The 12,356-nt window shown below is 47.0% G+C and carries 8 protein-coding genes; 3 read left to right on the forward strand and 5 right to left on the reverse strand.

Annotation, left to right across the window (positions count from 1 at the left end):
* Positions 1-42: 42 nt before the first annotated feature.
* Positions 43-762, forward strand: a complete 720-nt coding sequence (locus AB0L18_RS15305) for a hypothetical protein (protein ID WP_367388175.1) — start codon at positions 43-45, stop codon at positions 760-762.
* Between the two features lie 15 nt (positions 763-777).
* Here the strand turns inward: AB0L18_RS15305 and AB0L18_RS15310 are convergent, their stop codons facing one another.
* Positions 778-2,028 (reverse strand): IS256 family transposase, encoded by a 1,251-nt coding sequence (locus tag AB0L18_RS15310; protein WP_367388148.1) that lies wholly within the window; start codon positions 2,026-2,028, stop codon positions 778-780.
* A 400-nt stretch (positions 2,029-2,428) separates the two neighbouring features.
* Between AB0L18_RS15310 and AB0L18_RS15315 the strand changes: the two genes are divergently transcribed.
* Positions 2,429-5,653 (forward strand): glycosyl hydrolase, encoded by a 3,225-nt coding sequence (locus AB0L18_RS15315; RefSeq protein ID WP_367388176.1) that lies wholly within the window; start codon positions 2,429-2,431, stop codon positions 5,651-5,653.
* Between the two features lie 290 nt (positions 5,654-5,943).
* On the opposite strand, the gene AB0L18_RS15320 is transcribed toward AB0L18_RS15315, so the two are convergent.
* The 3 genes from AB0L18_RS15320 to AB0L18_RS15330 all read right to left on the reverse strand — a co-directional run bounded on the left by AB0L18_RS15320 (position 5,944) and on the right by AB0L18_RS15330 (position 7,592).
* Positions 5,944-6,597, reverse strand: a complete 654-nt coding sequence (locus AB0L18_RS15320) for a hypothetical protein (protein WP_367388177.1) — start codon at positions 6,595-6,597, stop codon at positions 5,944-5,946.
* Positions 6,598-6,844: 247 nt separating this feature from the next.
* Entirely contained in the window at positions 6,845-7,234 is a 390-nt protein-coding gene (locus AB0L18_RS15325; protein WP_367388178.1) for a DUF1801 domain-containing protein, read from the reverse strand.
* Positions 7,227-7,592, reverse strand: a complete 366-nt coding sequence (locus AB0L18_RS15330) for a DUF2200 domain-containing protein (RefSeq protein WP_367388179.1) — start codon at positions 7,590-7,592, stop codon at positions 7,227-7,229. The genes AB0L18_RS15325 and AB0L18_RS15330 overlap by 8 nt, the downstream gene beginning before the upstream one ends.
* A gap of 439 nt (positions 7,593-8,031) precedes the next feature.
* Between AB0L18_RS15330 and AB0L18_RS15335 the strand changes: the two genes are divergently transcribed.
* Complete coding sequence (locus AB0L18_RS15335) at positions 8,032-8,706, forward strand: DUF502 domain-containing protein (RefSeq protein WP_367388180.1); 675 nt, start codon at positions 8,032-8,034, stop codon at positions 8,704-8,706.
* Positions 8,707-8,722: 16 nt separating this feature from the next.
* Here the strand turns inward: AB0L18_RS15335 and AB0L18_RS15340 are convergent, their stop codons facing one another.
* Positions 8,723-12,286 (reverse strand): T9SS type A sorting domain-containing protein, encoded by a 3,564-nt coding sequence (locus AB0L18_RS15340; protein WP_367388181.1) that lies wholly within the window; start codon positions 12,284-12,286, stop codon positions 8,723-8,725.
* Positions 12,287-12,356: the final 70 nt, after the last annotated feature.

Here is a 12,356-nt window from a genome sequence, read left to right on the forward strand (position 1 = left end):
AACGCCGAACGGGGAGATTGATAGCAAGGAAAAATGAAGTTGATGAAAGCAATCAAAATATTATTGCTCATTGGGTTATCCATTTTTGTAATCAAATTTGGCGAAATAGCTTTAAGGTATTTGAGTGAGGATTATAGAAATAGGGTTAGAGTGAAGGCCTGGAATAAGGGATTCAGAGAGTTCCAAGAAGAAGAAAGTGAAAATGAGAAAAAGAAGGATACGATTTACCAAGACGAGGAATTTTTATTTATTGCTAATAAAGATGTGAAAGTTGATGTCATCAGAAAAGGTGAACAAAAAGAACTCAAAAGTAAAGGAGATACCTTGTTTTCTGACGGATATGTTTCCTTCTTGGGCGATTTAGATAATGAACCTGAAATTTTTATCAGATACCATCCCAGATATAAATTCGAAGATTTTCCAATTGATGTTTATGAAGGAGAATTATCTAGCCCTGATTTCAGTACAAACAAGGACGCGAAACGGTTTGTCACAAGAATAACAGAAGAAAGTAAAAGGCGACCAAATTTTGCGGGGAAATTAAATTTCATCAATTGGGGATGTGGAACAAACTGCCAAAGTGGTGTTATTCTAAACTCAGCAACGGGAGAAATTTATAAAGGAATTGTTACCGCATGGGGCTTCAATTCAAAACCCAATAGCAGATTGTTGATTGTGGATTATGGACTGTTTGAAAACAAAGAGAAGGAATGGTTGCCCTTTTGTGGTTACTGCATTCCCAAATACGGGAGTGTCCATTGAACTGTGTCTGCAACTTTAGGAAATATGTTTGGTAAATCGATCCCCATGTGCTAGCGTTAATTCACGTCGAATAGCACTCCATGTTCTTACTGATTTATTCCAGCTGTTTTTTTTACGTTCCAGTGCTAAGAACAACTGAATAAGCAAAGCTCGTTCGCTGACCCATGCGCCTTTGGCCTTAGTCACCCGGCGAATTTCCCGGTTGAGGTTTTCGATGGCATTGGTCGTGTAAATCAACTTTTTCAGCGTCGGACTCAATTGCATACATCTCATTAAATCATCCCAATCTTTGAGCCACAAGTCTACAACCAGATCGTATTTGCCTTGCCAGAAAACCTGGAAATCTTCCAATTTCCTGCGGGCTTCGGCCTCGTTGACAGCGTTGTAAACTTCCTTAAGCTGACGTAAAACCTGACGGCTATCCTTTTCGTCCAGTAACTTAAAGGTATTGCGAATTTTGTGAACCACACAACGCTGGATATTAGCTAAAGGAAAAGTCTCGGCGATCACTTCACGTAAACCTGTCAAACCATCGCTGCATATGTAGAGGACATCCTCTAGACCGCGATTTTTAAGCTGCTGTAAACAACGTGCCCACTCTGTAGCACTTTCGGCTCCTTGACCAGGAATCAAAGCAATGATCTCGCGTTTTCCTTCCACCGTAATCCCGTATACAACATAAAGGGCAATACGGCTGACCTGTCCATCACGACGTACATCCAAATAGATCGCATCAATGAACATCACTACCAACAGCGCAGGTAAGGGACTGTTTCGCCAAGCTTCTACTCGCTCCCAAGTGCTGTTGATTACAGACGAAATACGACTGTCGCTCATCTGAGCCCCGTACATACGCTCTAAGTGCAACCGAATGTCACTGATTGAGTTACTCATTGAGTACAGCTCCAGAATCTGGTTGTCAAAACCTAAGCCTAGTTCATATTGCCGCTTCTTGACCGTCAAGGGCTCGAAACTACCGTTACGATCACGGCTGTAGTGAATCTCAACAGGGCCAGCCTCGGAGCGAACTTCCTTAGATAGCTGCCCATTGCGCTTATTGGTTAAACCTTGGGCTTTTTCCCCTTGGATGTGGTCTTCTAGTTCTGCCGCTAAAGCTCCTTCCAAAAAGTTAGCAATCAAAGGCTTGAGAAGACCGTCTTCTCCTGTTAATCCCTTACCTTGAATTAGGCCCGCAATAACTTGCTGGCGATATGACTCAAAATCGAAATCCGACAGAGTCTCTTCTTTTTTGGTTTTCTTTGACATAATTAAATGTGTCTACTTTTGACGCAGACACAGTTCAATGGATACTCCCAAATACTATACTTGGGATTGGGCGGAAAAAGCGCTAATCAAATTGGAATAAAAGAAAGCGCAGAAAGCATTGTAAACGACCAAGGAAATCTCCTGAGTGCCTCTAAAGAAGAAATTAACCTCAGTTCTGCTAACTGCTGAAAGATCTTGTTTGGGCTTGGTGATGCTTTTTGGGAGTGGGCTGCTTCGTAAACGCCAATGGTGAGCCCTGAAGGGACGATAGCTGTCGGGATAGGATGTGAATCTTACTAGACTATCTAATGCAAACCTTTAGGCATTGGCAGCTTATCTTTTTACTCTTTCGGGTTTTGATTATCTTGGGTTGCTATTTTCATGCTCAAAACCAATCTACATGCCTACCACGTTTAAATTCCTGGCCCTCTGCGGGCTTTTCTTATGGAGCGTATCATCTTTCGCTCAGGAGACAACCAAAGACCAACCCGATTTCAGTGGCCTCGAATGGCGCAGTATTGGCCCGGCGCTGATGTCGGGGCGGATTGCGGATATTGCCATCCATCCGCAAGACCAGAACGTCTGGTATGTAGCCGTGGGGTCCGGCGGCGTCTGGAAAACGGAGAATGCAGGGGTGACCTGGGCTTCTATCTTCGATGGACAAGGCGCTTATTCCATAGGTTGTGTAACCATCGATGCACGCGATCCCAACCGCGTATGGGTAGGGACGGGCGAGAATGTGGGCGGACGCCACATGGGCTACGGCGACGGCATCTACCTCAGTACTGATGGCGGCCAAAGCTGGGAAAACAAAGGTTTGAAGACTTCGGAACACATTTCTAAAATAGTCGTACACCCCGATAATTCCAACGTACTATGGGTGGCAGCCCAAGGACCACTGTGGAGCAAAGGCGGTGAACGCGGCATTTTCAAAAGTACCGACGGCGGCACGACCTGGAAGCGTACGCTCGGCGATGAGGAATGGACGGGCGCGACCGACCTGCTGATTGATCCGCGCAATCCCCAGGTACTTTATGCGGCTACCTGGCAGCGGCATCGTACCGTAGCGGCGTACATGGGCGGTGGCCCCGACTCGGGTATCCATCGCTCTACCGATGGCGGCGAGACCTGGGAAGAACTCACCAATGGCCTGCCCGATGGGCCGATGGGTAAAATTGGCCTTGCCATCTCGCCCCAGCAGCCAGATGTTTTGTACGCGGCGATTGAACTGAATCGGCGTACGGGGGCGGTGTACCGCTCGACCAACCGTGGTGCCAGCTGGGAAAAACGTTCTGAAGCTGTTTCCGGGGCTACCGGCCCGCATTACTACCAGGAATTGTACGCGAGCCCGCATCAGTTTGATCGCCTGTACCTGATGGATGTACGGGTGCAGGTCTCCGACGATGGCGGCAGCAATTTTCGCCAGTTGCAGGAAGAACACAAGCACTCGGACAACCACGCACTGGCCTTCCGGGCTGATGATCCCGACTACCTGTTGATGGGTACCGACGGTGGCCTTTACGAAAGCTTTGATTTGGCGAAAAACTGGCGCTTCATGGCCAATCTACCGTTGACGCAGTTTTACAAAATTGCTGTCGATGATACCGAACCTTTCTACAATATCTACGGCGGCACGCAGGACAACAGCACCCAGGGCGGCCCCTCGCGCACCGACAAAGTGCAGGGCATCCAGAACTCCGATTGGAGTGTCGTCCTGAACTGGGACGGTCACCAACCAGCCACGGAACCCGGTAATCCGGACATCGTTTACGCCGAAAGGCAGGAAGGCACCTTGTCGCGCATTGATATGACGACGGGCGAAGTGATTGATATTCAGCCTCAGCCCGCGCCGGGCGAAAACTACGAACGCTTCAACTGGGATGCGCCGATACTGGTGAGTCCGCACGATCCAGCCCGCATTTATTTCGCTTCACAGCGGGTGTGGCGGTCGGATAATCGCGGTGACAATTGGGAGGCCATTTCTGACGATCTCACGCGCAACCAGGAGCGGTTTGAGCTGCCCATCATGGGCAGTACCCAAAGTTGGGACAACTCCTGGGATGTACTCGCCATGTCGAATTACAATACCATCACCTCACTGGCGGAGTCGCCGGTGCAGGAAGGTTTGCTCTACGCGGGGACCGATGACGGGATGCTGCAAGTGACCGAAGATGGTGGCCAAAACTGGCGGAAGATTGAATGGGCCAACGTGAAGGGCGTACCCGCTACGGCTTTCGTCAACGACGTAAAGGCCGATCTTTTTGCCGCGAAAACCGTCTACGTCGTTTTGGATAACCACAAGTATGGCGACTACAATCCTTACCTCCTCAAGAGTACCGATGCTGGCCGTACCTGGACAAAACTGGGTACTGACCTACCGGAAAGAACGCTGCTGTGGCGCATTGTGCAGGACCATGTCAATGGACAGTTACTCTTTTTAGGAACCGAGTTTGGCGTGTATTTTTCCGTCAATGGTGGTCAGCAGTGGCATGCGCTCAAAGGAGGTTTGCCAACCATTTCTTTCCGTGATCTGGCCATCCAGCGACGCGAGAATGATCTGGTGGGGGCTTCCTTCGGTCGTGGCTTGTTTGTGTTGGATGATTATACGGCCCTGCGTTCGGTCAGCGAAACCCAGCTGGCGCAAGCGGCTACGCTCTTTACACCACGTGATGCCTGGTGGTATATTCCGCGCTCTCACCTAGGCTTTGATGAGCCCAAGGGCGATCAGGGCGGCGGTCATTTCGTAGCACCTAACCCCGACTTCGGAGCGGTATTCACCTATTACCTGAAAGAAGGTTACACGACGGCCAAGGAAACCCGCCAAAAAGCGGAGAAGGAGGCCGATAAGGTGACCTTTCCCGGTTGGGAGGCCATAGAAAAGGAAGCAATGGAAGCTGCCCCAAAAGTATTCCTATTGGTACGCAATGCTGCTGGTGCAGTGATTCGTCAGGTGGATGGCCCTACGGCTGGTGGTTTTCACAGGGTGGCCTGGGATCTGCGCCATGCCTCACCAGGGGCGATTACGGGCAATGATTTTGGGATGCCTGGTCGGTTGGCCATGCCCGGGAAGTACACTGCCGAATTGTACCAACAGGTAGATGGCAAAGTGAGCAGTCTGTCGGCTCCCGTGACGTTCACCGTCAAGCGACTGAGAGAAGGCGCATTACCTGGTGCTACACTTGCCGAAGTGGAAGCGTTCTGGCAAGATTTTGAGAAAACGTTCGCTGATTTTACGGCCTTAGCCGCCCAATTGGAAGATGCTGGCAGCTATGGCGAGCGTTTAACAAAGGGGCTGGAAAACACCCCTGCCGCTGCAAATACCTTACGGGAAACGATGGCTACGCTGTCTCAAGAGATGCACCAACTGAAGAAGGCCATCGGAGGAGATCCTGACAAGGTACAAGTCGGTGAGAAGAACAACCCCGTGGTGTTCGACCGTATTTTTGCCGTCATGCGCGGGGTGGAGCGTTCTACCTACGGCCCCACGGCCATGCACCGTATGAGTCTGGAGGCAGCCAACGCGCAGATCAAGGAAATTGGTGCTGCCCTCACACAGTGGAAAGCAGCGGCGAGTAAACTGGGTAAGGATATTCAGGCAGCTGGCGGACCTTGGGTGATGGAGTAGTTTTATTGAAACACCAAGGATACTTATGGGGTGTGTTTTTTTGAACCACATAAGGCACCTAAGGGCACTTAAGTTTTTTTTACCCTATAGGGTTTTTAAAAACCATATCAGGGATTACAAGGGCATTTTAAGAGGTTTTTTCATAGGACAAATTTACAGGGCAAATTCATGAATTTGCCCTGTGGATTTGTTGATATCATCCTAGTTTTGTGATGCTGAAAACGTAGGAATAAACACAAAACAGACTTTTGCTTGCGCTCCGACGAAGGTGTAGCCACCGCCGGATGGGGTCAGTTGAATTTAGAGAAAGACGCTATTATTTTTGTATAGTTTCTTTCTTCTTGTTTTTGAGGATCATTTTTGTCACAGAAAGCGCCAATGTGGATGTCAATGATTTTTCCACTTGCGTCTATGAAAACGCTACTGGGGAGTGGGAGCAATTGTCTTAACCGAACATCTTGATCACTGGAAAAGTAGGGGTTTTCTTCAGTGATAATCATACAATTATCAGTAGAAAATTTTTCTGACATCAAATCAGCATACTTGTAGCCATCATTTGCTACAATTTGAAAGATGGAATCAGTATACTCTTTCGCAATTCTATTTATCGCTGCTATTTTACAATGACAAGGGGAACAATAATAGCTGGTATAGTGAATCACATAATTTTTGCCATCAAGCTGATCAGCTTCCCTGCCTTTGTATACTTTGTCAATGCTTACTTCATTGACGAATTGTCCGATTAGAAAATTCGGGAGTGAATCATATTGGATGGCATCAGATTGCTCCTTATTCCCTACATTCCAGAGTGAATCTGCTAGGTGCTTCATTCTTTTTGTTTCGGCCTGAACATACTCAGCGTCTACAAATGTTTGAGCGTGAACGGTGGGCAAGTACGCAAATGTCATCAAGATGAGAGCGAGGAGAGCGTTTTGTTTTAACATGTTAATATTGTTTTAGAGAGATTGTACATGCATCAGTTAATTGTAACTGATCAAGCGTTTGTAAAATAAAGAACTTTTGTAATACTTTTGGTTTTCTAGGGTTGTTTTTTACAGCTATTCGAACTACGCCGGGTCGGGTCGTCCGCCCGTAGCAATGGGCTACCATCCCAAGCTGGGCTCACGCTGGAAGATCGGGATGCGCCGTGCTCCACTATTAGTTACGCACCTTTTGAGACACAGCACCTTATTACAATCTTTCCAATTGCCCCTTTCTTTTGACGATGTTTTTATAATCCCATTGAATGGTTCTGGATTTACTCAGCCAGCGTTTTAAATCATTCGCCTGGATTTCAGAGGCTGCATTATAGAAGATGGAAGCATCCTTGAATTTCTTGCCTCTGTGGCTTAAGGCCTCCTCCTCAAAGTCGGCACCGCTCCAAAACATTAGTCGGATGCCGGCTTTTTGTTTGCTATAGCCAACAATGGGGTTGCCGTCTAAAAACCATACCGGGTGAGCGTGCCAGATTTTACTTTCTGCTTCTACTAGCTCGGCAGTGACAATGGTGGCAAGTTGGTCGCAAATTGCTTTGTCTTCCGAACTTTGTGTGTTGTTGTATGCTTGAATGTCCTTATTCATTACGGAGGATTTTGTCCATTTTACGTCCTTTAGCCAATTCATCCACCAACTTGTCCAGGTACCTGACCTGTTGGGTTAAGGGCGTTTCGATTTCTTCCACCCGATAGCCACAGATGACACCCTTGATTAAATGCGCATTTGGGTGTAGGGTAGCATCTTCAAAGAATTTTTCAAAAGTTACTTTTTCGGTGATCAGCGCTTGTAGCTTTTCTTCTCCATAACCGGTTAACCACTCAATGACTTGATGGAGCTCTGCTTTTGTCCTGCCTTTATTCTCAACTTTGGTGATATAATGTGGGTAGACCGAAGCAAAGGTCATTTTTGCAATACGTTCATCGTGTTTGCTGGTATCTTTCATGCTCTAGGTTTATTAGACTTGTTCTGCCGGGATCATTTCGGGGGCAAATCGCGCCTTATCTTCCCACACTGTGCCTTTTTTAAGTCACTTAGCTGTGGCTAAGCTCCTCAAAAAAGGCTTCGCGTGGTCGATAATGCATCAATTTTCCCACCAACTCTGAGCCAAAGGCGATCACCGTAAGGTAAACTGCCCCGGCAGAACAAGTCTATTAATGGTGGCTATCAAATTTATTTCAATCTTTTCAAGTGGCTTAGTATTTTGACGGAAATAAACCTATTTTCTTTTTCTGAAGATTTCGCTTTTTGTGCACGCCTAATCTAAGTATTACTAGTCTTAGCACAAAAAGCGAAATCAAAAGAAAATAGGATTATTTTTTCCCGTCTCCTAACACAGAAAGAACATTGTGTTCTTTTTGGAAGTTACCGATAAAACCACTGCTATGAAAGGCCTTGTTGTAACAGAAAATAAAGTACCTCCTTTTACTTGGAAAAACTATCTACTAAATGCCATTGTCGGCGGGCTAATTGTTATTCTGCCGCTAGGTATCTTGTTTTTGGTGTTTCAATTCATTCTGGGAATTGCAGCTACGCTCCTCCAACCGCTTACGGCTTTGATGGGGTTCTCTGCAGATGATCGGGGTATCCGGGTAGGGATAATTTCAAGTATAATATTGCTTGCTTTACTTTTTATTATTGGTATATCAGTGAGTTCTGAAAAAGGAAAGCGCAACTTTCTATTGGTGGAGCATCTTTTTTTTCATAAAATTCCTTTCTATGGTACGCTTCGGGATACCATTAAAGCTTTTGTCGAAAGGGAGAAAACCCCTTTTAGTGACGTAGTACTGATCGATTGCTATGGCACCGGCGCGTTGATGACGGGCTTGGTCACTGATGAACACCCCTCGGGCCTCATAACGGTTTTTGTTCCTACTGCTCCCAACCCCGCTAATGGTTGTGTATACCACGTACCCAAGCATCTAGTGACCTACCTCGATTGCACGATAGAACAGGCGATGCATACGGTCGTAACTGTAGGCGTAGGCTCTTCCGATCTTTATAATTTGCGCAGGCCTGCGGAAGGAGAGAAATTGGTCATTGTGGAAGAGGAGATTTAGGAACTGTTTTATTGACTTATAGCTTAATAAACTTCAACATCTCAATACCATCCACAGATTTGACTTCCACAAAATAGAGTCCTTTCACTAAATCGGACACATCTATATTGACCGTTTCACCGTTTGGAATTAGCATTTTTTGCACCCTCCCACTGAGGTCATAAATTCGGAGGAGATTAATGGGGGTTTCCGCGGCAATGGTGAGCCTTGAACTTGCTGGATTAGGAAAAAGCTTAATGCGCTGGTGCTCAAAATCAGTCACAGACGACGGATTGACAATCTCCGTAGTAGCGGTATTTGTGGTGATTGGTGGATTGAAATCGAAATAAATATCCGCCGTACTGGAGAAGATATCACCAACGACTACATCATTCCTGGGCTTGATTTTATAGGCAATAAACCCGTGGGAAGCTGGCTCATTCGTGGTGCTGTCGGGTAAATTGATGTTGTTGAAGAGGAAATTGACAATGTTGCCATCAGTGATTTCCACCCTTCCTGGGTGACTTAAATCTTCCAGTTGCAAGGTGGACCAATCGAATTTGTCGTCTAAAACATTATTCACCCTGATATTTATCGCACTAGCGGTACCGGTGTTTTGAAAACGAATAATGTAATGCAAGTACTTTTCGGCTTCCTCAATGGTAATTTCTTCTCCTTCCAAAACGCGGATGTCATTGGGATCGTAAGCACCGATGACGGTTTGCACTAAGTTGAAGCTATTGTCGGCCTCATTGGCGTCTCCGGCAAGTGGTGTAATGGTGGCGGTGGCATTTAGCACATCATCAATGCTGGTGGTCGGTGGAGGAAACACTTCAAAAGCCAAATCAATAGACCGCGTCTCAAAAGGAATTAGGTCCGTGTAGTTAAACGTTAGGCTGTTGGTCGTTTGGGCCGCAATGGTTTCGGATGCGTTGAGGAAATTTAGCTTAGCGCCATCAAACTGAAAGTCGATGGTACCCGTGAGGGGTGTCGTCCCGTTGTTTTTGTAAATCAAGCGATAGGTAGTTTCAAATCCAGGTCTGGGCTCGTCCTGGTCTGGATAAACAACGATACCAAGGTCATTGACCGTTTGATTGGCTTCTACACAAAAATCGGCATCGCTGGTCGTGTTGCTCAATCCGATAAAGTCGAAGGTATGACTAGCGGGGTTGCTCGTGTAGTACGTTGGCAAAGCCGAAGAAATAGCCGTGGTGAAAATCTCCTGGTTGGCTTGCAAGCTATAACTGCCATCGGGCTGGGTAAAGGTGGCGAAAGTGTTGTTGTTATTCTCTGTTTGGATCAGCACATTTGGAATGATGGCATCAGCGGCATCACAACCGTCTGCATTGGCATCTAAACGAACGACTCCGGAAATGGTGTTATTGAATAAAGTCCCCAAATTCCTGAACCAAGCTACCTGGTCATCGTCATAGGACGAGGTGATCAGATCCGTTTTTCCGTCACCATCGATATCGGCTGAGGTGATATGGCTGATTCTTTTGATCAAGCTGGAGATTTCTACGGGATCGCCAAAACTGGCACTCCCGTCATTGGGAAACCAAATGAATCTTTGTCCTTCGGAAGAATGGGCAACCATGTCCATATCTCCATCGCCATCTACATCCATGCTGTAAATAGCATTGGGGTTTTGCGGGATCTCCGAGGTGATGACCTTCGGCCCAAAAGTACCTAGCCCGTCTTCGTTGAGAAAATAGCCGACATCACTGCTCGACCTGCTGGCGAACAGCACATCATTGTCATCATCTCCATCCAGGTCTGCCACCGAGATAGCGGTAGCAGAGGGCATGTCTTCAATAATGATATGCTTGACGCTCAAATCACCCAGGCCGTCAACGTTCTCGTGCCAGATGATTTCATCACTGATGTAGGAAGCTAAAACGTCGATATCACCATCGCCGTCCAGGTCCGCCACCTCCAGGCTCGTTAGATAGGCAAATCCCGTTTCAGAGAAGACCACTGGCGGGGCAAAAGTGCCGTCTCCGTTGTTTTTGTACAAGGCCAGTACGCTATTTTCCTGACCACAAATCACGTCCATATCTCCGTCGTTATCTACATCTGCATAGTTGATTCTCAGGATGTCTTCCATAGTGGTTTCAAAAATGTGTTCGGTCGTAAAGGTGCCCGTTCCGTCATTTTCAAACCAGAGGAGTTGGTATTCGTTGGTGGAAGCATCCAGGGAGGCTGATACCAGAACGTCCTGGTCCAGGTCCCCATCCAGGTCTACGGCAAAAACGTCTCGGGCACCATCGGTGGTGGTGGAAATCAACTGCTGAATGTTAGAGAAATCACCTAGTCCATTGGTGTTTTCGTACCAGGCCACTTTGTTGTCGGCATGAGAAGAAGACACCAAATCCAGGTCCCCATCGCCATCTATATCGCCATAATCTACATGGTTTATGAAGTAGGCATAAGAGGAAATCCTTAATCTGCTGCCAAAATCTCCTAAGCCATCCTGGTTTTTGAACCAGGAATATTCGTTCAAGGCATAATCTGTGAAGAGAATATCAGGTGCGCCATCATTGTCTAGATCTGAGATGGTAATACTGCTTAGTGTAGGTATTTGATCCGTTACGATCTGTTCTGGACCAAATACGGCACTTCCCAAATTTTTGTACCAGGACATGCCGCCACTTCGAGATTCAAAAACCACGACGTCCACCAGATTGTCGTTGTCAATATCAATGATTTCCAGGCCTTTTTGGTCATTATTGGTAGAGCCGGAAATGGAAGGCAGGCTCAGCAAAATTTGCCGATTGCTAAAGGTTCCCAAGCCGTCGATATTCTCGTACCAGTGGATTTGGCGGGTTAAGCCATTTTCGAAAAGAGTGACCACGTCATTGTCGCCATCATCATCAAGGTCGCCAGCTTTGAAATCCTGGTTTAAAGAGAAGGTATTCATGGTTTCAAGGAACGAAAGGGTGCCGTCGGGATTGAGTTTGTAGGCCCTCAGATCATCGCCAAAATCTGCGATAATGTCGGAAATATTGTCGCCATCGACGTCAACGGCATAAAACCCCTGGTTGTCACCCAACAAATAATGATCGGTGAAGCTGGCTTGCCCATCCGTGTTTTCCAGCCAGGAAATATTATCGTTGCTCGAATAAGCAATGTCCATATCGCCATCATTGTCCATATCGAGCACTTGCAGATTCAGAAAAATCAAGGCTGCGGTATTGGCCAAAGCGACGGGTTCCGCAAAGGAACCCAGGCCATCGGTATTTTCCGCATAAAGGACCTCGTAAGAATTATTGTCGCTCCGCGCTAAGATCACCACGTCGACATCATTATCACCATCAAAATCTGCGGCGGCTACCTTGCCGGCATCAATAAATTCCGTGGAGATGGGGCTGACCTTGGCAAAGCCCCCCATTCCGTCGATACTTCTCACCCAGACGACATCGCTGTAGCCGGCGATCAGGAGATCTTTAAAGCCGTCGTTGTCGATGTCCGCAACGGCACAGGCGCGAGGGTTAATGACTCCGTAAGTGCTGTCGATCACGACATTTTGTTCGAATGCGACCTGGGCATTTGCAAGCGTAGAAAAAGCGAGGAGAAAGAAAAGGAGCAATTTGGTATTCATGGGGAGACATTTGTGTTTTGACAAAATAGTGATTATCTCCTGGAAGAAGTGTTAAAGAACTTGCTCCCGG

It is taken from the genome of Lewinella sp. LCG006, from assembly GCF_040784935.1.
In the GTDB taxonomy this organism is placed as follows: domain Bacteria; phylum Bacteroidota; class Bacteroidia; order Chitinophagales; family Saprospiraceae; genus Lewinella.

What these genes read in the sequence shown, in the direction of transcription:
- AB0L18_RS15305 (WP_367388175.1), top strand. Translation starts at nt 43, where the DNA reads ATGAAAGCAATCAAAATATTATTGCTCATTGGGTTATCCATTTTTGTA.
- AB0L18_RS15310 (WP_367388148.1), bottom strand. Translation starts at nt 2,028, where the DNA reads ATGTCAAAGAAAACCAAAAAAGAAGAGACTCTGTCGGATTTCGATTTT.
- AB0L18_RS15315 (WP_367388176.1), top strand. Translation starts at nt 2,429, where the DNA reads ATGCCTACCACGTTTAAATTCCTGGCCCTCTGCGGGCTTTTCTTATGG.
- AB0L18_RS15320 (WP_367388177.1), bottom strand. Translation starts at nt 6,597, where the DNA reads ATGTTAAAACAAAACGCTCTCCTCGCTCTCATCTTGATGACATTTGCG.
- AB0L18_RS15325 (WP_367388178.1), bottom strand. Translation starts at nt 7,234, where the DNA reads ATGAATAAGGACATTCAAGCATACAACAACACACAAAGTTCGGAAGAC.
- AB0L18_RS15330 (WP_367388179.1), bottom strand. Translation starts at nt 7,592, where the DNA reads ATGAAAGATACCAGCAAACACGATGAACGTATTGCAAAAATGACCTTT.
- AB0L18_RS15335 (WP_367388180.1), top strand. Translation starts at nt 8,032, where the DNA reads ATGAAAGGCCTTGTTGTAACAGAAAATAAAGTACCTCCTTTTACTTGG.
- AB0L18_RS15340 (WP_367388181.1), bottom strand. Translation starts at nt 12,286, where the DNA reads ATGAATACCAAATTGCTCCTTTTCTTTCTCCTCGCTTTTTCTACGCTT.